20 protein-coding genes are annotated in these 22,598 nt (G+C 48.8%); 2 read left to right on the forward strand and 18 right to left on the reverse strand.

All coding sequences use genetic code 11. The features are described 5' to 3' along the window. Positions 1 to 8: 8 nt before the first annotated feature. From C7R91_RS05790 to C7R91_RS05865, 16 genes are all read right to left on the reverse strand, one after another. Positions 9 to 431 carry a DUF4280 domain-containing protein gene (locus tag C7R91_RS05790; protein ID WP_047071479.1) on the reverse strand — a complete coding sequence of 141 codons (423 nt, stop codon included), beginning with the start codon at positions 429 to 431 and terminating at the stop codon, positions 9 to 11. Further along, positions 418 to 969: an imm11 family protein gene (locus tag C7R91_RS05795; protein WP_047071477.1), complete on the reverse strand. Its 552-nt coding sequence runs from the start codon at positions 967 to 969 to the stop codon at positions 418 to 420. The genes C7R91_RS05790 and C7R91_RS05795 overlap by 14 nt, the downstream gene beginning before the upstream one ends. Beyond that, positions 966 to 2,111 (reverse strand): pentapeptide repeat-containing protein, encoded by a 1,146-nt coding sequence (locus C7R91_RS05800; RefSeq protein ID WP_047071475.1) that lies wholly within the window; start codon positions 2,109 to 2,111, stop codon positions 966 to 968. Before C7R91_RS05800 ends, C7R91_RS05795 begins: the two co-directional genes overlap by 4 nt. A 72-nt stretch (positions 2,112 to 2,183) precedes the next feature. After that, positions 2,184 to 3,608, reverse strand: a complete 1,425-nt coding sequence (locus tag C7R91_RS05805) for a contractile injection system protein, VgrG/Pvc8 family (protein WP_047071474.1) — start codon at positions 3,606 to 3,608, stop codon at positions 2,184 to 2,186. Then, positions 3,605 to 4,273: a hypothetical protein gene (locus C7R91_RS05810; protein WP_047071471.1), complete on the reverse strand. Its 669-nt coding sequence runs from the start codon at positions 4,271 to 4,273 to the stop codon at positions 3,605 to 3,607. The genes C7R91_RS05805 and C7R91_RS05810 overlap by 4 nt, the downstream gene beginning before the upstream one ends. A gap of 14 nt (positions 4,274 to 4,287) precedes the next feature. Further along, positions 4,288 to 5,067, reverse strand: a complete 780-nt coding sequence (locus tag C7R91_RS05815) for a hypothetical protein (protein ID WP_047071470.1) — start codon at positions 5,065 to 5,067, stop codon at positions 4,288 to 4,290. A gap of 45 nt (positions 5,068 to 5,112) precedes the next feature. Continuing rightward, positions 5,113 to 7,776, reverse strand: a complete 2,664-nt coding sequence (locus C7R91_RS05820; RefSeq protein WP_047071468.1) for an acetate and sugar kinases/Hsc70/actin family protein — start codon at positions 7,774 to 7,776, stop codon at positions 5,113 to 5,115. Positions 7,777 to 7,833: 57 nt separating this feature from the next. After that, positions 7,834 to 8,529 carry a hypothetical protein gene (locus C7R91_RS05825; protein WP_047071466.1) on the reverse strand — a complete coding sequence of 232 codons (696 nt, stop codon included), beginning with the start codon at positions 8,527 to 8,529 and terminating at the stop codon, positions 7,834 to 7,836. Then, a complete protein-coding gene (locus C7R91_RS05830; RefSeq protein ID WP_047071465.1) occupies positions 8,520 to 9,797 on the reverse strand; it encodes a hypothetical protein in 1,278 nt (425 codons plus the stop codon). The genes C7R91_RS05825 and C7R91_RS05830 overlap by 10 nt, the downstream gene beginning before the upstream one ends. After that, entirely contained in the window at positions 9,794 to 11,707 is a 1,914-nt protein-coding gene (locus tag C7R91_RS05835) for a PP2C family protein-serine/threonine phosphatase (RefSeq protein WP_047071463.1), read from the reverse strand. The genes C7R91_RS05830 and C7R91_RS05835 overlap by 4 nt, the downstream gene beginning before the upstream one ends. Positions 11,708 to 11,727: 20 nt before the next feature. Continuing rightward, the gene (locus tag C7R91_RS05840; protein WP_047071462.1) at positions 11,728 to 12,567 is read right to left on the reverse strand and encodes a PP2C family protein-serine/threonine phosphatase; all 840 of its coding nucleotides are present in this window, start codon (positions 12,565 to 12,567) and stop codon (positions 11,728 to 11,730) included. Positions 12,568 to 12,572: 5 nt separating this feature from the next. Next, the gene (locus C7R91_RS05845; protein WP_017252081.1) at positions 12,573 to 13,103 is read right to left on the reverse strand and encodes an FHA domain-containing protein; all 531 of its coding nucleotides are present in this window, start codon (positions 13,101 to 13,103) and stop codon (positions 12,573 to 12,575) included. A 69-nt stretch (positions 13,104 to 13,172) separates the two neighbouring features. Next, the gene (locus C7R91_RS05850) at positions 13,173 to 13,727 is read right to left on the reverse strand and encodes an FHA domain-containing protein (RefSeq protein WP_047071460.1); all 555 of its coding nucleotides are present in this window, start codon (positions 13,725 to 13,727) and stop codon (positions 13,173 to 13,175) included. Positions 13,728 to 13,920: 193 nt separating this feature from the next. Next, positions 13,921 to 14,373: a J domain-containing protein gene (locus C7R91_RS05855; RefSeq protein WP_047071458.1), complete on the reverse strand. Its 453-nt coding sequence runs from the start codon at positions 14,371 to 14,373 to the stop codon at positions 13,921 to 13,923. Positions 14,374 to 14,475: 102 nt separating this feature from the next. Next, a complete protein-coding gene (locus C7R91_RS05860; protein ID WP_047071455.1) occupies positions 14,476 to 14,901 on the reverse strand; it encodes a hypothetical protein in 426 nt (141 codons plus the stop codon). A 151-nt stretch (positions 14,902 to 15,052) separates the two neighbouring features. After that, the gene (locus C7R91_RS05865; protein ID WP_047072016.1) at positions 15,053 to 17,221 is read right to left on the reverse strand and encodes a hypothetical protein; all 2,169 of its coding nucleotides are present in this window, start codon (positions 17,219 to 17,221) and stop codon (positions 15,053 to 15,055) included. Positions 17,222 to 17,771: 550 nt separating this feature from the next. Between C7R91_RS05865 and C7R91_RS05870 the strand changes: the two genes are divergently transcribed. Beyond that, complete coding sequence (locus tag C7R91_RS05870) at positions 17,772 to 19,805, forward strand: VWA domain-containing protein (protein ID WP_047071453.1); 2,034 nt, start codon at positions 17,772 to 17,774, stop codon at positions 19,803 to 19,805. On the opposite strand, the gene C7R91_RS05875 is transcribed toward C7R91_RS05870, so the two are convergent. After that, entirely contained in the window at positions 19,786 to 20,712 is a 927-nt protein-coding gene (locus C7R91_RS05875) for a serine/threonine protein kinase (protein WP_047071451.1), read from the reverse strand. The two genes, C7R91_RS05870 and C7R91_RS05875, sit on opposite strands and share 20 nt — an antisense overlap. Positions 20,713 to 20,810: 98 nt before the next feature. Here C7R91_RS05875 and C7R91_RS05880 point away from each other — a divergent pair, with 98 nt between their 5' ends. Beyond that, on the forward strand, positions 20,811 to 21,182 hold the full coding sequence (locus tag C7R91_RS05880) for a VOC family protein (RefSeq protein WP_047071449.1): 372 nt from the start codon (positions 20,811 to 20,813) through the stop codon (positions 21,180 to 21,182). A 95-nt stretch (positions 21,183 to 21,277) separates the two neighbouring features. Here C7R91_RS05880 and C7R91_RS05885 read toward each other — a convergent pair whose 3' ends face one another. Continuing rightward, a complete protein-coding gene (locus C7R91_RS05885) occupies positions 21,278 to 22,498 on the reverse strand; it encodes an MDR family MFS transporter (RefSeq protein ID WP_047071447.1) in 1,221 nt (406 codons plus the stop codon). Between the last annotated feature and the right edge of the window lie 100 nt (positions 22,499 to 22,598).

The following is a 22,598-nucleotide window of genomic DNA, read 5'->3' on the forward strand; positions in this document are numbered from 1 at the left end:
CCCCCTCACTATTGCTCCTGTCCGTCGTCTTCGATGCGTATGCAGCCTCCATATATGCACATGTTTGTGCTGGTGTTTAACAGGGCGGGATGGTTTTCCACGAGTACATCTGCCTTGCCATCGATCCAGGGCATGGTGACCACAGGAACGCATGGCATCGGCTTGAGCACGCCGTTGTTGGCAGCAGTAGCAGCTGCGACGGTTGGATTTTTCTCGCATTTGCATTTGCCAAACGGCATAATGTTCACTTGCGGCATATAGTCATTCACGTTCATTTGTGCCTGGTTGCGAATGTACACGCCATGACTAAACGGCGTTTTCAGCTTGTTCTTCTGGCTCCCGTAGTCGCACGAGAGAATCGCACCTGCCACGACGTAGCTTTTCTTCGGAGCGGACGAAGGCACTACATTGACATCTTCAATCATGGGCATGACTCATTCTCCTCCCTGCTTGCTCTACTTTTTTCAAGCGGATACCGAAAAAGTCCCGGCGCAGCAAAGCCTCTGCCAGCCGCAAATCAATGATGATATACGGTTCACGAATGCCTTCGATTTGAAAAATTGTATGGCGCCCAATCTTTTCGGGATCGAGAACCAGCCTTTTGAGTGAGCCGTCCCGGTGAAACTCGCTTTGCTCTGACAAACAGTTCACGCGCGGCAGGATCATCAGCCAGTACAAATCCTGCTTGACCCGCTCCATGTCCACCAACACGACGGATTTGACAAACAGCTTCGGTGCGAACTTGTGGATAATTGTCTTTAAGCGGTTGGAATAGAGCGGGATCGGTCTGTCGAGAAAATCCAGGTAGTCGTTTTCTTTCTTTTTCTTGATGTCGAATTGAATGATTGCTTCGTCCAGCTCTTCCTGATAATCCGGGGTGAGCCACTCCTGCCGGATGACGTCAAAAACGCCTGTTGGCTCTACCGGACTCACGATTCGCTCGTCCTGTGACAAGATGAAATAATTCATGCCTGACTCCCCTCTCGCCAAACGACATGCCGCTCCTGAAGCTCATCCAACAGAATGGACTCTCTGGACTCCTCCGAGAATACGGCTCTCTCCAGAAGCGCGCCGCTAAAATTCGCTCCGGTCAAAATCGCATCTGTAAAGTCTGCGCCGCGCAGATCGGCTCCAGTAAAATCAGTTCCGGTCAAGTCCGCCCCGACGAACAAGACGCCATCAAAACCGGGCATCTCCCACGCATCTGGTTCCAAAAGACCCCTTGGCCCGGACGCTTCACGAAAACTCGCGCCTAGCAGATTCGCTCCGGTAAAATCCGCTCCATGAATGAGACTGTCTCCGAAATCAACCGCTTTTAGCTGGGCACGATGCCATCTCGTTCCGACTAAAACACTTTCGCGAAGGTTTGCTTTCGTTAACTGACTGTCAGAGAGGTCCGAATAACGAAGATCAAGACCATCGAATTGCCCTTGCCCCAGATCGAGGCCAGCCAAAACCTTGTAGCCGTATTCCAGCTCTTGCTTCTCCTCCAGCCAAGCACGGATCACCTCGGAATCTTTGTGGCGAGTGTCCAGACAGTACACGATCTCGCTTTGATCCAGGTATTCTCCGACACGCACCTCCAGCTCCGGCTCCTTGTCCACCTGTTGAAAAACCTCCAGCTGAACAGCCTGCACCATGGCATAACGGATCAGGTGAACAACATATTGATGAAACTTCTCTGCCTCCACGAGCTTGATCCGTTCGATATCGGGAAGTCTTACGTGTCCGGCATACGCTCTGGCAGCCTCGTTCCATTCATCTGCGAGCCGATCCAAAAAGCGGAATGCCCAGCTCGCATCATAGCTGGCTTGACACTCCACCGGATCGAAAAACCAACTGCTGTCCGTAGCTTCCAGCAAATACTGACTGCTTCCAAGAAGAAGCTCCGTTCGCAACATGGAATATGTCAAGTGCGCCAGCTTGCCTTTTTCCCCTCGCTCCTGCATGTCAACGACTCGTCGGCAAATCTCTTCAAATGAACGGAGAAATTCTTTTGCGAGCCTCTCTTTATTGGCCTGATAGTAAGCATCCAAGGCATGCAGGCTGGCAATGGTTCTCTTCGGCACCTCATGCTCCTTGAAATGCTGCAAGGCTTCCTCTCTCTCCATGCCAATCCCCCCTTCTTCTCACCGTTTTTGCATACACCAAACACACGGTTACCCGCGTGGCAACCATGTGTGTCAATTGGTTTTGAGCTCCTGCCCGACGATGCTTGTATTTCCGTCCATCTTGATGTTGCTCTCTTTGCAGGTGAGACTGATCTCCTCTTTCGCCGAGATAATCACCTTCGTAGCAGAGTCCATCAAAATGTCCTTTTCGGAGACAACCTTAATATTTTTCTTACTGAAAATCTGGATGCCGTCCGCGTCGGTCATGCGAATGAGGATTTCCCCGTCCTTTGCGCTAAGCAATACCTCCGACGGGCTGAACATCAGTTCTTTTCCGTTGGCTGTGCGGAAGTATTTGATATCGGGATTCCCGAGCTTGTTCGTTTCGCCCTCGTCTGAATTTTTCCGGACAGAGCTAATCGCAATCCCGTCACTTTCCTTGTTGCTCGGAAAATAGACGCGTACGTAGTCATCGAGCTCCGGCATGCAATACCAACCGCTGTTTCCTTCGGCCGTATAAACCGAAGAGTACGGGAACCAGTGCGCTTCGCTCTTGCTCTGGCTCTCATCGATATCGAGGTGGATTTTGACGTTGTCTTTTGCGACCTCAATGACTTTCCCCTGCACCGATGCCCCTACGATGAGCGCATTGTGGAGCGGCTTTTGGCTCATTCCTTTTTTGGACGCGAGCAAATACTTGTGCTTGAGCAAGCCTTTCTTCATCTCGGTATGGGCTTCATACACATACAGGCTCTTCCCTTTGAAATCCACACCGTTGCCCAAATCGAGCACGCGATCCGTCTCTACCTCGTAAAAGATGTAGTCATTTTCATCCACGCCCTTGACCCCGTTTTCCGAGGAATGGCGGTATTCATTCAAATTTTTGCGCACCCGGTAGTGAAAATCGTCCAGCTTGCCCTTTGAAGCACCCTCTGGCACACCGAAACTGAACTTCGGCTTTTCAAAAACGGATGCTGGCATCAGTCCAGTCTGAAAACGCGAAGCAAGCCGCTTGAGAAATTGCCAATCCGTCTCCTGATACTGCATAGTAAAGGAGCCCAGCTTCCCGCCATTGGAGGCCATGTCCATAATGTCCATGCCTGGGTATTCTCCTGCGATTGTTTTCAAAAGGGCACCGTAGGTCATCGCTTTGTTTTGAAACGAACGGCTCTTGCGCTTCACGTCGAGATTGTACGTAGGTGAGACAGCTTCTACGTACAAATAATAGACGTCTCGTACGGCTTTGATGCCTATCTCCAGAACGATCCCCGCAAAAAGCGGCGTAGCGTTGCCGTCGTTATCCACCTGACTGATCTCGATCGGGGTTTGGGCCTCTGTCATTTCTACATAGCTGTCCTTCAATTCTTCTGGTACAATCCCCGTAAATGTCAGGCGGGCATGCTCATTGATCTTTTTCGTAATCGTCAGTTCTACCAGATGCGTCAATTGATAAGGAGAGATTTGCAAATTGTTGTAGGCAATGACAGGAAGACTCATATTTTCCCTTCTCCCTTCCCATTTTCATCTGAATTGGAGGATACGAGCGACAAGGAATCCATGATTCCCCAGCCTATTGGCTTCCAATCTGACAGCTCCTGCTCCGTGCAATTGAACGTGCAGAGAAGAGCGCGTCCCTCTAGGGAGACAAAGCTGATCAGGTTGTAAATGTCTGTATCCAATGCTGGTGCAACAAACTCGAAAAATCCGACGCTGGTCCCGGCAATCTCACGTATTCCTTCCTCCTGCCAACGAGCAAGCGGCTGTGTTCTCCGCAAAACCTGCTTCATGACCTCCATGAAGCCTTTCAACTGCGCAGGAGAATCCGTCAGCTTGCTCTCGGTATAGGTAAAAGCCAGGTTAATGGACGCTGTTTCGTTCGTAAAAATCAGGGAAGGCCTACGTTCCGATGGATACTTCAGAGCTGCTACTTCTGGACTCATGATGGAAAATGTCTTCGGGAGCCGAATCTGTACGAGATCGTCGAGGACGCGCTTGTCCTCCATGGGAATTCTCTCTTCACCGACTGTAATAAATGATTTGTTCACCACATCCAGTCGATTTTTGCCCTTGGGACCAAAACGTATTGCTGCTGGCTGTGCATCCTCACCGGAAAGCTCATTCAACATGCCGATAATACTTTCATCCATGCGCGCCATTTCCATTCCCCATCCTCTCGTTAATCAACAATAACCCGCTGACGCCCGCCTGTTTTCCACTCCGTTTTTGAGGACCTTCCGCCGCTCTTGGCGTCGTCCAAGATACGTGCGAGGTATTTGAGAATCTGCAGGTTCGTGTACTCGCGGTAACCAGTCCCCAGTCTGTTCCCTATATAATGAAGAATGAGCCCCCGCTCTACTCTGTCCGCATTCAAGCACTGCATGGCAAAGGCGAGATCATACGGGTGATTGGTGACCGTTTTCAGCATTTCATTCGCAAAATACCACAGGATGTAAGGAGCAAGTGTTGGCTCGTTTCTCCCGGCATGTTCGACATGCACGATATTCCACGTATTGAATTCGGTCGCCATATCGGCTAAGTCCTGATAATCCCCGCGAAGCCTTGCCCCTTGCTTGAGCTTGAAGCGCCCCAACTCCCTTTCATCCTGGTTTGACTCTATCTCCTGATCGAGAACATACGACGTCTCGTAAACGTAATAGTCGGTCAGCGAAGTCTCCTCGTGAAAACGAATCTTGAGCACCGTCTCCATGCCTGTGGCCTCATAAGGGACACTCTCTTCGCGGTCGAACAAGTAAATCCGTCCTTGATGCTTGACGATCCCTCTGCCGACAGTGAGGTGCCCCTCGCCTATCGTTACATCCATCCCGGAAATAATGCCATCTGTATAATCCTGAAAGTATAAATCTACAAAATGCCGCGGGTAATCACGCAGATTTTCAAGCATCTCTCGCTTGAGAATTCGCCCTTTATGAAAATTGGGATAGAGATGGGAAAACACCGCTGTTCCCCCTTCCTGTTCATTTAAGCTGCCTGGTTATTTTGATCATTTCATCCCGTCAAAGAAATCCAGCTCGGACAAGTCACTCTCGAAAGCAAAGAAAACCTTTTTCCCCAAAGCAAGCTGTTCATTCAGACGAGCTACTGGCACGACATGGAATCCCCACTCGCTTCCGCTCGCAAAAACGAAGTATTTCGACTCGCCATTTTGAATGGAGTCAGTCTCATCCTGCGGGATATGCGTACCGTACTTGCTCGCAATGTCCTCATACAAAACCGTTTTGTATTGAGCAGGATCATCCATGTACAAGTACCGCTGGCGCAGCTGACCGTCGCTTTCCTTGAGATAAAATTCAACCTCGCTCACACCGTAGGGACGCGAGATGGAGCCATGCACGAGACTCAGCTTTTCCTGACTGTGAATAAGCACTCTCTCTTGCTTGTTATGCGTGAAGGCAGTCACGGAATACGGGACGATCGGCGCATGATTCGTAATGTTGGCTTCGATGAAACCCGCCTTTTTGGCACTTTGATAGCGCAGTGCTCCACGCAGGCAAGACAGCTTCAGGTCTGGCACCTTGCCCGCATCCTCCGACTTTTGCCGGAACTCGATGCTGCGTCCAGGGACAAACTCTTTGAGCGCTTCACGGAAAACATCAATCCGGCACGACTGCCCAGTCAGCTTGATGATCGAGAAGTCAGCCAGCCTTCCCTGTTGGTAAAAATCGTCCAAGAAGACGCGCAAAATCTCGTAAATATCAGCCTTGATCAGGTGATTGATCTCTTTGGCGTTGAAAACGACATCTGGAAAATCAAACACATCCCGGAAGCGACCATCCTCCCGTATCGACAACACCCATCGCTCGACTGCCGTCAGCTTTAGATCAGGCTCTTGACGATTTTCTGTATCGGATGTGAAGCGATTGCGCAGAATGCCGGTCTGACGGAAAAACTCTTTTTTCATATGGTCAGCGAGGTCCCACAAAAAGTGAAAATTGTTGCGGACACGCTGATACTCGTCCCGGCTCTTGTTCTCGTACTCCTTGTAGCGAGTCGGCAAAATTGCCTCAGCTTCCCGATATCTCGCCTCGAAGCGTTCATAGATGGAGTCGACGCCGTATTCATCCACGTACCGGAATATTTCCGATCCAGGGATGTCGATAATCTGGTCGATGTCGGTCACTTGCCGCCCTTTTCCGTAATAGTCCGCGAAGACGATTTTCATAAATTGCATGATGCGGTACGTAATGTTGTTGCCGCCAAAATTGGTGTCGCCGTTTTCATAGGTCGTATCGATATCGATGCGATAGGAGATATGTCCGTCCTCGATCCGGAAATGGCAGGATGACAGATCCGTCGTGCCTCCGCCGCAATCGATGACGAGCGCTTGATAGGTCTCCCCGTCCAGAAAGCTGTTTTTGTCAATTTGATCCGCAATCGTGTTAAACAGGACAGCCATTCCTTCATCGAGAGCGTGCTCTGCTTCGATGCGATACTCCGGCAAAATCTCGGTGAACATCTCAAGAAACTGCGTTTTCAGCTTGACCGGACTTGTGATATGCAAATGACGAAAGCGACATTTGAATTGATGCTCGGCCATTTGAATGACGTGAAGAAGGTACTGGCGCAGGATGTCGCTTCGTTTCACAGTCGCGGTATTTCCTTGGCTGTCCATGACCTCTTCGATCTTGTGATAGCTGTTCACCCAGCGTTTGATGCCTTGAAATACGGTCGCGTTCGTACTGTATCCATTCTTTTTCATGTGCCGAAGTGCTTCATAACCGATGTGAAAGCGAACGTCATGCGGGTTGGAGCAATCCGCCACGCTGACAGCCGTCGGCAACACCTCGATCCATTCCTCGTTTTTTTGCGTCGTGTCGGGGAAAGAGACGTAATTGATCGCATTCAAGCGTATACGTCCATTCAACAAGTCGTTGCTGGAAGGGGAGCTGACATACTGATGGTCGAGAAAAGCACCCGCTGTCGTCGAGGAGGTACCAAAATCAATCGCGAGAACGGCATCTGTTTCTTCCAATTCCCTGATCTCGAGGTCTGTCACCGGTACTTTGTAGTAGTGGAGATTAACAGGCGGCAACGGATGGTCCTGATGATACGCCTTGTACAAATACTCCGAATCCTGCTTGCGGAAAAAGAGCAGGCTGTAGTTTTGATTGACCGTTTTTCTCAGTTGAGCATCTTGGCAAGCGTGCAGCGTAAAATGCCCGGCTCTCCTATCGTCTTTGTCTTTGCGCAGATGCAGAATGCCGCATAGCTCCATATGGTCATTCACCAAAAGCACATTGGATTCGGACAAGCCTTGGGAGGATTCGACGCGATAATTGTCCAGCCTGTCAATGGCAAGACCCATGTACAAGCACATCTTCGCCGGAATTTTGATCGCATCTACACCTGGCAACGGAGTTTTCAAATATTTATGTAAAGCCGCTTCGAGCCGTTCGAAACCTCCTGGAACAACCCGCTCAATCAAGAGTTTCTCCTCTGCGCCAAGAAAACGTAGAACTGTTCGGATTAAGCCTTCCCTGTCTAGGTTGTTCACCAGTGAAGTGACCAGCTTTTCTTTGTAACAAATATTTCGCAGCTGAAAAGTAGTCATCTCCATCAGTTCATCCCGCGTGTATGTTACTCCGCCTTGATTTTTGCCATCCCCGCTGCCCTTTTGGAGATGAAGCTTATATGAATAGGTAGACATTCAAACTCTCCTCTCTCCCATAGTGAAAACGTTACGCACTTCGGGAGTGATTGCCGCCTAATACAGTGCAACACTGTCGATTTGCATCGTTTCCTCGACATCCAAAATGCCGAAATGGTTTCGCCAATAAATCTCTGTATGGAACCGAACCGGTAGAAAAATATCCTTGATTAATGTGAGCTTTGCGTGTGCGGTTTCACTTTCCGACTGCCCGACGTAAATCAGCAGCTCATCTTTTTCTTCGCAATTGGCGTAAATGGTAGAGTGAGAGAATATTTTTCGCATCGTATCCTTGAGCAGGTACACCGCTTCACCGGTCTCATACAAGCGCAAAATATTGCCTGCGATAATCTCTCGCTCCTCTTTGGTAAAAAGTCGGATATTTTCCTGTACCCGACTGCCGAACAGCCCCGCTTCCAAGTCGCGCAACACAAAGCGGATGTGGTATTCACGCTTGTTCATCCCTTGCGACAGATCGATCTCGGCCAGCAAGTGGACGATGATATCAAACAAGGTATGCCGAAGCTCTGCATCGTCCGAGTAATTGGCATCAAAAAGGTCACGGAAAATATCGTCGAAGCGGTAGTACGGATTCACCTCTACTGTCTTTTCCACCGTTTTGGCGTTGATGGCCTCATGACTCAGCTCCATGTAGGGCGAATACACTTTGGCCGCTTTGAACTGGATGTCTTTTTTGGCGATCCCGGCGCGTTTTGCACGAATAACCAAATCCCAGATGTAATTCAAGCCCATTCTCCTTCACACTTGTATTCCGGAAAATACATCTGAACCTCGGAGACGAGAAAGCTCATCATGTCTTGGAGAATAAAGCTGTTCGCCCCGCGTCTCCGAAAGCCGAGAGCCATGATCTTCTTGTCGTTTTCTACACGGACGTTATCGCTAATAAACGGATTCAAACCGTATGTGGCGGCAGGCCGATTGTTTTTATCCCGGATCTCTACATTCACTAGCTCCAGCTGATCAGCCGCCTCAAAGGAATGGACAATTCGGATAATCTCTCCTTTGGCTCGTACGGTCATCGCCTGCTTCCGCGCATAGCTCCCAATAAAGCTGTTTTTGCGACGATTGGACACCAATTCGTAATCGAGTCTTCCGATGCGGGTCGTAACTGGCTGCGTAATTTTGCATACGTTCCAAACTCCCGACTTCTCCTGAGGGGAGACGATCGTCAGCTCTTCCGGTGACCGCTTGATGTAGCGAATCAGCTCTTCATCTCCATCCACCAAATACCCGTGATCACTGCCTGTCTTGCGTAACGACAGGACATGCTCGAAGTTCACCCGGTCTATAGCAGGTACGGGAAAGCCGATGTTTTTTAAAGCCAAACGTTCGATGTTCCACAACGGGATCACATCCAGCTTTTTGTAAGGCTCCCACTCATCGAGGGTAATCGACATTTCCAGTATCTCTTCGTCTTCTGTAAACGTACCCTCACAGGCAACCAAAATGACATCGAAAAACTTGCTGGCGTAAGGGTGATTCACCGTTTTCCACGGCATTCCGTTCTTTTGAAACATGTTGTACAGCTTTTCCAGCTCATCCATATACACACGACTTTGTTGCAGGCGCACTTCGATTGGATAGTGATTGCCTGCCGTGTTCAGACGCCCCTTGAAGGTTCGCTTGCTCATCATCAGCGCCTGAATCTTGTCGTATTCACATTCTAAAAAGATCGTCATCATGACCGCTTCTTCCCGATTGCTGAGCCTGACCGCCAACTCTTTGCGATCGCATATCTTCTTTTCCTCATCGCCAGGGATCATCGGGTACAAATACTCGTGGATCGGGTCAAAGTCATCACGATGACAGAGGGTCACGTAGATGTCATGCTTATCTTCCTTGTCCTCGATCTCGGTAAAAACACGCTCCTCCAGCTTCTTCTGCATCTCCTCCTGATACTCGACCAGGTTGAGGAAGACACCGTTCATGATCTGCTTGAGCAACCTGCGCTGCTCCAGCTCCTCCATTTTGTTCAAACGATCCAGTACGATCTCTTTCATGGCGTTTTCGCTGCCTCCTCCTGTGTCGGATTGGCTGTAGCTGGTGGATTAGCTTGCGGTGGCTGAACTGGCTGAGTCGCCGGAGCTGTCGCGGCTGGCGGAATTGCTTGAGTGGTCGGCACGACTGGAGGCACCGGATTGACTGGGACTGTCTGGTTAACCGGGGCCGTTTGGTTATTCGGCGCCGACTGGTTCACCGGAGCCGTTTGATTTACCGGTGCCGTCTGATTTACAGGAGCCGTCTGGTTAACTGGTGCGGTCTGGTTAACCGGGGCCGTTTGATTCACCTGAACTGCCGGTGGTTGACTCGCAGCGCTCGTCCCTTGCACAGGTGGCTGTCCTGCTGGCGCACCTGCCGAAGGTGGAGCAGCAGGAGGATTCAGCTTTTCCTCTGCCTTTGTCACCTTGCGTTCCATCGCCAAAACTTTCTCCAGCACACCAATCTCCTGATAAATTTCCTGCGCCATCGTATACGACTGGATCGCTCCCTCGAAGTCTTGCGCCGCATAGCTCTCGTCACCTTGCTTTTCCAGCTTGTCGCCGTCGAGCGTCTTCTTTTCCTTATCGATGCCGGTCTTTTTGGAAGCTACCTCGTCCAGCTTGGTGCGAAGCTCCTTTTCTCCTGTTACAAAAGACGTTTCCAACGCCAGCTTGCGCGCCTTTTGGTAATAGGCCTCCGCACCAGCGTAATCCTGCGCCTCAAACAAGAGATCGCCTTCCTTTTTCCACTGCATGACGAGCACATACGATTGCGTCTTTTCTTTTTTCTCCAAAATCTCCGGTTCGTTAAAATCATCGCGCCCTTTCATTTCCTTGAGCGCCTTGTCGTACTTATCCAATGCTTTGGCGTACTGCTCATCCTTTACAGCCGTATCTCCATCCACGATCAACTGTGTAATGCGGATCTTTTTGGCCAAGAGGGCAGCCTGAACTTTGTTTTTCACAATATTTGCGGCATTTCGTGCATCGCTGTACGCCTTGAGTGCCTTCGGATAATCTCCCTCCGCAATGAAAGCGTCTCCGGCAGTTTCATGCTCAAACATCCCTGTCGCAGCATCCGCGATGCGCTCCGCTTCCTTCATCTTGTACAGCAGAGCTCCGCCTCCAGCCAAGGCAAGCACGAGAAGGATGAGGGCCACCCGTTTGATAATCCGCCATTTTTTTTGCGGGTCTGTCTTAAAAATTTTGTTCGCAAAAATAGCGGCTGCCGTGTAGTTTTGAACGACATGCTCTTGCTTGCTCAAAAGCACGTCCTCCAGCGTATCGATCCAAGCTTCAGGATCTTTCGCCTCTTGAAGCCCATCCTGCATTTCAGCCGGATTCACTTTCTCCCACAGACCAGGGGTGGCAAGCAGAAAAACATCACCGTCATAGAGCGGGAGCTTCTTGGAGACAAACGGACGAAATTCATTGGGTGTCCCCAAATAGCTCAAGAGATTATGCCGCTCTTCGTGCTGATCAAGCGCGTCCTCTGCGATTTCCTCCCCATCCACCATCTGTTGGGCAAGACTCTGATCCTTGCTCTGCCATTGCAATCTGCCATTGCGAAACTGATACAGTCGGGTGTTACCAGCAATCCCGTACCTCACTCTGGCATAGTCCGTTACGATTACGGTCAAGCTCGCTTTTAGCCTGACGCGATGGCTCTCGGCTTGCAGGACACGATGAGCCTCCTGCAAATAGCGGCGAATGCGATACCGCGAAATGGACGGCTTCTGCAAAAAGTAGCCCAGAACACTTTTGGCCGCTAACTCTGCACTTTCTACTTCCTGATCATTGTCCAATCCGCGGGCGATTACCCAGCACGCGATATCATCCAGCTCGGCGTAGGCAAAGTAATCCTTGTTACGAACGAAGCTGCCTGATTCGGATAGAAACCCGGTAATGAATTCACTGTTGTCCTTTCTCATTCGTACTACCCGCTCCCCCGTTACCAGCCTTTTTCCAGGATGAGAATGGTTGCATTGTCCTGATTGGCTTTTTGCTTGCTTTCCACCGCTTCAATGATTTGGTCAGCCGCGTCATGGGCAGCGATATTTTGGAATAAAATCTGCTCCAGCTCCATCTCGGTTAACGTATCGTAGACGCCGTCACTGCACAGAATGACCTTGTCTCCCTTCTCAAGAGGAAACGGCTCACGGCCAATTTCGATATTTTGAAAATTCTCGTAGCCCAAGTAGTTGATCAGCTGTTTTTTCTGCGGATGCTCCAACGCCTCGTCCTTTGTAATCTCGCCGGACAGAAAACGAGCCTCCAGCACCGACTCATAAATGTCTTTTTGATTGATCGGGATGAATTCTCCATTCCGGAAAACGGTAATGATACTGTCTCCAACTGCTCCCCAATACAGCTTGTCCTCTACGATTACGCCAGCGACCAGTGTTGTCCCACCCCTACTTCCTCTCAACGCCTGCAAAATCTCCGAATTCGCAAGAGAAGCAGCCCGGGAAAAGAAGAGGGACATATGCTTCGGGTTGTCCAGCTTTGTAAACTCGCGGATAAATGTAGTCACGGCAAGCGTTGAAGCAAGTCTGCCGTTAGCCAGTCCACTGATTCCATCAGCCAAGACCGCAATCGTCCCATGAGACGATGTTGCTGTCGAAAAGTAATCATCCTGTTCTTCTCGTCTGCCGATCGTCTGTCCATTTCCGATCTGGATGACGGGATTCATTTCTTGCCGGATCAAAGCTGCACGCAGACGAAACAAAAGAGTAATGGCAATGATCACGCCAAGGACGATAAGATACGGGATTGCGCCCTGTTGAAACATGCTCATCATTCCTTGCCTTTGTTGGAGTTGTCCCACTCGAAGTGAACACCGCACAGCGGGATGAAAATAAAGGTACTCTTTCCGAGCTGGAGCACATCGTACGCAGTGAGCTCGACTGGTGTGTACACCGCTTCATTGTTATGATAGGCAAGTCCCGAAGCATCGCCCGGGAGCAAGTAAAAGTTGCGTTTTTTCGGATCGTAGACAATCACTGCATGATTACGGCGAGAGATCGTGTTGTCTCCGACGATTCGAATATGCATATCCTCTGCGCGACCGATGAAGTTCTTCTCCGCCATAATGCGGTAATCTTGACCTTGTTGCGGTCCCTCAATACATACCAGCCATCCGGTAACAGGTTCGATCCCTTCTGTTTCTCCCAGGTACGGCATCGTCTTATCATCGTCTGCCACTCTCGCTGGTGCTTTGTTGTCCGGTTTCGCCCCAGGCTCAACGACCATACTGCAATAAGGGCAGGTGCTTCCGTGTTTTCTGGTGCTAAACATGTGACCATTCGCGCATCTTGTCAAACTCATTGTTCTGCTCCCCCGTTTCGTTCCGTGCAAGGACGATATGTATGTGTAAAAGCGATGTTTCCCCCGTTGTTATTTCAGCAACAAGCGGGTATTGGCTATGTAAATGATGTCGCCAGCCTTCACTTTATGCGGCTGTTCGATTTCCAGCTTGCTCTTGTCGCGTTTGTTCGGCTGCTTGATGCCTGTGCCGTTTTTGGAATGAATATCCTCGATGAACCAGTCCCCGGACGCTTGATTCAGAACCGCATGCTGCTTGCTGATCAAGGCTGCGTATTCTGCGTCTCCCAAGTCGATGTCGACCTCGTTTTGCGCGGAGCTTTTACCGATCAAAAGGGATGTCTCCCCTTGGATGAACCACTCCTTCACGCTCTCTCCCTCTTCATCTAACAGAACCAGCTTGGTGACGCCATCCTCTTTTTTGGGCGCCGGTTCGTCGGGGCTTCCGAATCTGACGATAATGACCCCGAACAAAAAGAGTCCGAAGGCAATTCCTGTAAAGATTTTCAGAGCGTTGCCGTCCGTATAACCAAATACATAAATAAGTGCACTAATCACAAGAATGGAAATCAGCAGTTCTATGAGCTTCACTCTGATGGACTTTTGGTACCCTTTTTTCTTCGCCACGTCTTTACCCCCAATCAACTACCTCTTGCATTTAAATCGTGATCAAAAGACGAATTTTTGAACTTCCTCGTATGAAAAATGCTCCAAGCTTTGGGCGAATGGTGTATGTTTGGACATCCATCCAAAGACAGGAGCAGGTTGCTACTACCTCTATGTCATGAAAGAGCTGTCATCCAAGCCCGATTTTTCCCTCTTATTTTTTCTTCATGCGGAAAAACTGTTCAAACATATCCGTCGTATCCAGTGGATTTTTCTTTTCGGATTTCATGGTGTTTGGATTAATCTCGCCAGTCTTCGGATGAAAACCAAAAAATCGTTCAAAGGTGCTTCCCAAATCTTCGAAGTTCACTCCGGGCGCAGACTGCGCTTGCTGTTTGCTTTGTCCTTGTTTTGTACTGCTTGTATGACTGGTCTGTTGTTGTTTCTTTTGCTGAAAAGCCTCGTAGCGTGCGTCGTACGCCTCGCGCAAGGCCGGATCCTGCAATGTCTGATAGGCCTCGGTAATTTCTTTAAAAATTCGCTCTGACTCACTGCTCCCGGCATTGACATCCGGATGATGCTGCTTTGCCAGTTGACGGTATGCTTTTTTGATGTCATTCGTGGAAGCTTGTTTGGTTAGCCCCAGAATCTCGTAATAATTTTTCATTCGCGCACCCTCTGTCTGGCAATGATTTTGGTTATTTTGTAGAGCCGTACCTCGAACACGGCTTTCGAGGTACGGCTCTTCCTACCTTACTTCTCTCAAAACCTAAACAGCGTAGCCGCCTTCGATTTTGGTGAACTCGGTTTTGTCTTTCTTTTGCTTGATGAAGAGGCTGAATGTTCCTACACCCTCGGTATCACCGAAGCTCTCGGTGTAATCTACTACGAATGCGTTCGGGAAGTAGATTTTGCGGATCACTTGATCAGCAGCGATTACTTCCAGAGTCACTTTGCGGTAGCAATCCGCTTTTTCTGCTGGTACCAAGGACCAGAGAGCCAGCTTCATGGTGTCATCTGCGCTGTCGCCGTCTGTTGCGGTGATGATTTTGCCAGTAATTCTCAGCGTTGCACCTACATCTGTAGAGCGCGCGTTGGAATCGTCTGGCGTGTCAGTGTCATACTTCACTGTTTGGATGTTGTCCATGCCCAGCTCAATTGTTTCAGAACCTTCTACTTTGAGTCGAAAACCCATGAATAAAACCTCCTTGAAATGAAATCTTGCTCTCGAAGTACCTGATTGGCTTCGAGGCTTATGTGTAAGGGTGCGTTTTGGGAAACACACCTCTAACCACCTGCGTAATGTGTCAAAAAGTTTCATAAACAGCTCTCCAGGGGATCAAATGCTATGCTTTGACCGGAGTTGTACCTTTGGTGATAGTGACCTCCAGGTTTTTCACATTGCCGTTGAACACCAGATCGATATGGCACAGATTGCTCTTGTCATCGATGACGTAGCTCATGTCATCGCCATCGTGAATGATGGAGTTCACGAAGCCGCGTGTGCCCAGCCATTTGCTTTTTTGGCTGCTCGGATTGTTACTGAAGAACTTCACGATGTTGTCGTGTTTGAAATCACCCGTCTGGAAGCGGAGAATCCGCTCGATATAGGTGCTGACCAGTGTTTTATAGATGGAATCAAAGCCGTCCTCTGACATGGCGAGGCTGCGTGCCTTGTACACCGTAATGCGCTTGATATCTTTGCCTTGGATTTGTGCATTTTCCGAAGAGAAGACGAATCCAAAGTTTTTGCGGTTGATGGAATCTTTGATGTTGTTGGTGAAGCCGGAGATTTCTTTAGCCATGGTGGTAACAGCACGCAGTCCGTTTTCACCTGCTTCGATGTCAAAGCGCACACCCGGATATTCGCGGCTAACCACTTTGAATGTTTCGCGCAAGTATTCTGGACACTGGTACGCTGCTACAATGCCTGCTGCTACATAGCTCGCACCGACGTAAACACCCTCGATCCACAGCTTCAGGATGTCTTCTTTTTCCTGGGACAGCTTCACGCCGTCTTCGGTTTGCAGCATTCTGCTGTCGATGACAACTCCTGATTTGTCTTTTGGAATAATCGTGAAGTTCGGAATGCACGGGATCGCGAATTCACTGAATTCTTTGCGCACCAGGATTCCGCACTTGTCGATGTATTTATCAATGCCCGCAGTCGCCATGCTGTTGAAGGTTGTTTCTTCACCCGTACTAAAGCTGAAGAACACTTGCACCTTGAAGTCCTTGACGACCTGGAGCAGCATAGTGAGCGATTCCATCGTATTGCCGTCCTGCTTGACGACTTTTTCGTTCCCACGGAAACGCTCGCGAGTCACTTTTGCTTTTCCGGCGGAATCCATATCAACAGATGGAACGATTCCAAACCAGATCGTATCCGTGAAGTCGTTTTTCGCGTTGACCGTGTTCAGGTAAGTCTCCAGACGTGGAATGTTGCTGCTTTTCACGAGCATGTCGAGTTTGGTATTCGTGATCAGCATAGCTGGCTGCATGCCTTTGTTCTTGGTCACGTACTGATCGAAGAACATCTTCACGCCCAAAATTTTCTCAACCAAAGGCTTCACTGTTTTAACGAAGTCGTCCTTGGCGTTTTTGTAGAATTCCAGATACGTATTGTAGTTCTGTACTTCTGTCTCAATGTTGACTTCGGTATGTACCGTCGGCAGCGGGCAGAAGGTGCGTACCACGAGGTCTTTTACATAGGAGGATGGCGTCTCTGTGATCGACTCGTAATCCTCTTCGAAAACGCTCATCAGTCCGTTTCCGCTGTTTTCATCGAGAACCATCAGCTCGCGGCTGTCACTCTTCGGTGCCTCGATGATCTTCAGTTCGCCGTCTTCCCCAATCGTCAGCATCCCGATCTGAATCGCTTCGGATTGGTTCTCCTCTTGTGCGCCGCCCAAGAGCAGTCGAGTTTTGATATCTTCAATCGCCAGCGGCAGCATCGCCATGACGTTGTTGTAGTTTTTGCTGGCATCCTCGAACATCGTGTTCAGCTTGTCACCTAGATCGAGCTTCTTTGGATCGCCATCATCGAGCTTTTCGTAATGGCCGTACAAGTAGTGAATCTCTTTGCGGACCTGACGGATATCATCCATCACTTTTTTCGGGGAAATCATATCGAGCAAATTCTCGAATTTGAAATCCACATTGGTGATCCCTTGGCTGCGCTTCGTATCAATCAGGGTAAACAGCATTTTCAAGAAGTCGTTGCTCTGATCGATTTTGATCTCGGAAATCGCATCCTCTGCAATTCCGTCAGGCTTTTTCAAGGTGTACATCACTTTTTGGTTCGCTGCATTGTAGAACGAATATACACTCGGGGAGAACTTGTCCAAAAACTCATCGAAGCTGCGCACGAGAAGATGCTCGTTGATCTCCTTGATCTTGTCGTCGCTGAGACTGTCGATGCCTTTTACATCTCCAACAATGGTGATCAGGTCCAATTTTTCCGGGTTGATCTCTTCGAACAGCATGGTTCGGTTGGTCTGGTTAATAATGTCCATAAATGGCCCCTTTCTGTTGTCTGCATAACCACTTAGTCCTACTTGATAAATGATGAGTCCTACTTCACGAATAAAGATACAAATCGTGACATTTATACCAAAAACAAACAAAAAATCTTGCCTCTAAATTAAACTTTGCCCGCATTATTTGTCAACATTCTGCTGATTGTGACAAATTTCCTATCCTTATGCGACCATTCCCAGTATTTAGACCCATTTTATTCCACAAATCTTCCTTTTCTTGGATTCCCGTTTTATGCTGAAGACACAGAGTCTCCTTTCCTAGGTCTTCGAAAAAATAGGGATAAGCCTCGCCTCGTCCACTCTCTTACTAGGAAAGAAGCACAAGGACTGATAGATAATTCTCCCTAGTTGCCGCTGGGGAGCATCATGCATTCACCTAATATTTACAAAAATGGTTGGGATTAACTTTTATATACATCGGCAATATGAAACCAATCTTTTATACGAACACCCATTTATAGGTAAATCGTCCCATTTTAGTAAGTCATGAACTTTTTTAAATTTTTTTCAGAAAAAAGGTGAATGTATGCACAAAAATCGTCAGTCAACCGTCTCTATGCCGCCACTTTTTCGAATGGTAGTCATTGGACTGCTCCTCCCCATGCTCTTTTTGTCGGCCCCTCTTACTGCTGGGGCAAATGGATCAGCAGATGCGGGAGTAGACGCGGTCTTTGTCGTTGATACGAGTAATTCCATGAACAAAACAGACCCTGGCAAAACAGCCGCAGAGGTCATGAGTATGTTCATTGATATGAGCGAAGCCACGCGTACCCGCATTGGCTTTGTCGCCTATAATGATCGAATTGTACAAGCTCAGTCTCCAGCGAGCATGGCCGAAGCAAGGAATCGGGAACAGCTCAAGCGAACCATTCAAGGGTTGCGTTACTCTGGGTATTCGGATTTGGGACTCGGCTTGCGCAGAGGGGCAGAGATGATTGAAAAAGCAAAGGACTCGGCTCGCAAGCCATTTTTGATCCTTCTGTCAGACGGGGGAACAGATTTGCGGCAAAACGCGAATGGCAGGAGTGTGGCAGGATCCAACAAGGACGTGGAGACAGCTATCTCGAAAGCAAAAGTGCAAGGCTATCCGATCTATACGATTGGCCTCAATAGCGATGGCTCCGTCCAAAAAGATCAATTGAAAAAAATCGCAGAGGCAACAGGCGGAACTTCCTTTGTCACACAAAGCACGGATGATCTGCCCGAAATCTTCAATCAGATTTTTGCCAAGCATATTCAATCGCAGCTCGTATCAGTAGCGGCTATGACAGCTACCGGGGGCTTGCAGGAAGTGACCGTGACTATTCCTAACTCCAGCATGCAGGAAGCGAACATCATCCTGTTGTCCAACAATCCGCTGCTGGAATCGCAAGTGTACTATCAATCGCAAAATGTTCATTTTATGAAATCGAAAAAATACTCACTGATGAAAATAGAAAAGCCGAAGAAGGGGAACTATCTCGTTAAATTTAGGGGCAAACCCGGGGATTTGGTGAAGATCAATTTATTGGGGAATTACAGCTTGATGGCTGGTGTAGAGGTCAAGCCTGAACCTGTTATCAAGGGGAATCCTATCACGTTTACTACCTATCTCCACCATCTGGAAGGACGTCTGGATGACAAGGATGTGTACGCATCCATGCAAGCAGAACTGATCGTAAACGATCTCGCGGGGAAAAAAGAAGAGAAGGTCCCGATGAAGAATCTTGGCGATAGCTTTACAGTCGACTACGTCTTCCCTCACACGGGCAAGTACCAGTGGAAAATCTTTATGAGCGGCCCGGACTTTTATCGCGAGACGGCTACAAGCGTTTATGACATTACGAATATCGCGCCAGTTGCTGCCTCGGTCAATACCTTGACGATCGAGAAGGAAAACGGCGAGCAGGCTATCGATTTGGGTTCATTCTTCACGGACGCCAATAACGACAAGCTGACCTATACCATCGTCACCGCTGATCCGGAAGAACGATTTGTCGCTACGATTCAAGACGCGGCTCTGAAGCTGTCACCAGAGAAAAGCGGTACATCAGAAATCACCATTACCGCCACGGATGCAGAAGGAGCAAGCGTCACAGGCCCGCTCGTCATTACCGTGCACTCGGTATGGGATCGCTACATCAGCATCAGCATGATTGTGTTGCTCGTAGCCGCAATCGGCTACGGTGTTTACCTGCTTACACGTCCTAAGCCTGCGTTTGTAGGTCGTCTGGAGGGTTATTTCCTGCACACGGCTAGCGGCAACGACATCCCCGTCAAGTTTTGGCCTCTCGCCTCCTTTGGCAAGAAGCAGCGGATCACGTTGCAGGAGCTATTCACCAGTTTGGATGTGAATGAGCATTTGCCCGAAGCGCAGAAGATTTACTTCCAGCCGGGAAAAAATCAGACGCTGCTCTTGGTCAATCATAGTCACTGCACAGTTGAGCGGGGCAAGGAAACCATGCCCCGACATAAAAAGCTCGTCCTCCAATACAACGACAAGGTGTATGTGACCTTCGAGGATCGGATGACAGAGATCGAAATTCGCTTTAAAAAATCGTCTAATGAGGAAGCTTCTTAAGAGAAAAGCGCGCCTTTCCCTTCCAAATCAGATGCTCTGCACGAATCGCTGTCGCAAACAGCTTGAGTGTGGGGCATCTTTTTTTCGAGTCGACGGCCAATCCCCACATAATGACATTCGCCAGCAGCAGCGGAACATCAGGGTTCCGTGTTCGAATCGATGGCAAGGTATCCTCAATGACTCTTGCCGCCACATCAACGGGACGCTCTTTGGTCAGACAGTAATACAGTGTGGCAGCCAGGCTGTAAATATCCGAGACTACTCCTTGCTTGGATTGACCCGAGTAAAACTCAAGCGGTGAATATCCCTCTGTCGTCACAATCGGCTTGGGTTCATCACTCACGAAGTAGATCGCGGAGCCAAAATCGATCAGCACAGGCTGGCCAGCTTCAGTGACCAAGATGTTCTTGGGCTTGATATCGCGATGTATGATACCTTTTTTGTGCAAATAGTCTAATCCGTCAAATATCGGAAGTACCGTCTGATGCAAAAATACTCCCAGATCAAGCTCGGTTTGGGCCAATACATACTCATCCAGCGTCTTTCCTTTGCAATAGTCCACGACGAGATAACCTGTGCCATTTTCGGCAAAATGGTCGATGTATCCGATGATATTTGCATGATTTAGTTCTTTGTGTAGGGATGCCTCTTGCCAAAAGCTGTCTAGCAGCCTATCGAATTTGCTTTTTAACGTTGGTTTGCGACAAATGACCTTCACGTGATCCAAATCTCGCATAGCCAATGCTTGAGGGAAAAACTCTTTGAGAATGAGCGTCCGCTTGCTTTTCATATGGTAGACCACATACACATTCGACAGCCCACTTGTGGAAATGATCTTTTTGATCCGATAAGCTTTTTGCAGGATCGTGCCTTTTTTCAGACCTCTTTCCCGTTCTACCTGCCCCATGTCATGGCCTCCCCTATCTTTCCTCTCAAAAAATGATAACGAAAGATGGGGGATTCTGGCAATATAAAGAAAAAGTATGGAGAGGGGAATGATTGATCATGGCACATTTGGAATCGTTGCTTCACGTACAAGTTCCCGTGAAAAATTTGGAAGAGGCCATTGTCTGGTACTGCAATCACCTTGGCTTTTCCTTACAGGCGCGGTATCGTACTTCCGCTTTTCTTGCCCTGTCTGCGGGACCCACCTTGATGATATGGGAAACGGATGAGCAGACGTCCACAACCTTTACCGTTGATCATCAACCCATGCCTGTCTTTTTGTACACCACTTCCGATGTGCATTCACTCCATGATTATTTGCAGGCCCATGAAGTCTCGATTACCCACTACCAAAATGATGGCTTCGGATGGGTGCTCAAGTTTTTTGACCCGAGCGGAAACATGTGGGGAGTTATTCAGAAGAACAACTAGTCAGTTGGATATGGCAAAAATAAAAAGAAGCATGCGTCAACAGCGTGCTTCTTTTCGTTCTTCCTTTTCCTAAAAAACAAGAGATCGCACCCTATTCAAATCATAACTTGTGAGGATTTTTCACAGCTTTTCTTTTGATGTTGCCGCTGCTCCCATAAGTGCTGGCCGCGTTGATAGAACGGAAGCGCGATAAAGGTCAACAGCATGAGGATCGCGAAAATGAGCGGCCCTTGTCCAAAGCCGAGTACCTGGAGCAACACCCCGCCGATCCACGCACAAACACTCTGTCCAAGGAAGGCAAAGCCGCTGGCGCCGTAATATGCTCCACGTAAATGCTGGGGAGCGATCTCCCCGATGAGGATATCTCCAACGACAAAGCATAAGATTTCGCCAATCGTAAACACCACCATCGACACGGAGAGCCAAAACAAATTCGTGAATAGCCCGAAACCGAACAGCCCCAGTCCAAACAATAGACAGCCCAGCTTCAATGCAGTCATCGATGAGTACCGCTTCATAAACTTGGCGAGTGGATATTGAAGTGCTAAAACCGAGATGGTATTCACAACAAATAAAAAGGAATACGCCTCGATTCGATCATGCCCAATGTACTGGGAAAGTGTGGTGTCCAAATGCGAGTAGGCACCAGCAACGAATAAATTCCCGAGCAACAAGTAAAGAAATACTTTGTCTGTAAAAACAATGCGTGCCATCTGATTCATGGTGACCGGATCAGCAGCCACGTCCTTCTTCCACTGTTCCTTGAACATGACCATAAATACCACCAGCACAGCTGCGTACACGGCAAAAATGATAGCTGTGACAATGAACGGCAACAAGGATGTGCTTCCTGCTCCCAATTGCAAGCCGATTAACGGACCGATTGCTCCACCCAGGTTAATCGCGAAATACCTAGCGTTGAAAACAGCTGCCCGCTGATCATCTGTCGTGACATCCGCCAGCAGGGCCCGGGCTGTCGGCTCAAATACGTTTCGAAAAAGACCGTTGCAAGCACTTAAAACAAAGAACATCCACGTCTCCGTCGCAAAAACGTATCCGATCAAGACGATGCTCCAAGCACCCATCGCAGTGATCATCACTGGATATCTGCCCAATCGATCTGACAGGGCTCCCCCAGCAAAGCTGCTAATCGTTCCAACCAGCAAGCTTAGTGCGAGGATCGAACCGACGATCGCCGGATCAATTCCTTTTACCTTTCCTAAGTAAATGCCCAAAAACGGAAGCGTCATAAAAAAGCCTGTGCGTGACAAAAATGTTCCGATAATGACACCCCATGCCACTGGATGAAATCTCATTCTCCCCATCTCTCTTTCCCATTCCCGTTTGTTATCTCTCGTGTTATCTTCAGTATATGGAACTAGAAAAAGGGGAAAAAGGGTTCGGTTTGAGTGAATC

Source organism: Brevibacillus formosus (assembly GCF_003013405.1).
GTDB classification, from domain to species: domain Bacteria; phylum Bacillota; class Bacilli; order Brevibacillales; family Brevibacillaceae; genus Brevibacillus; species Brevibacillus formosus.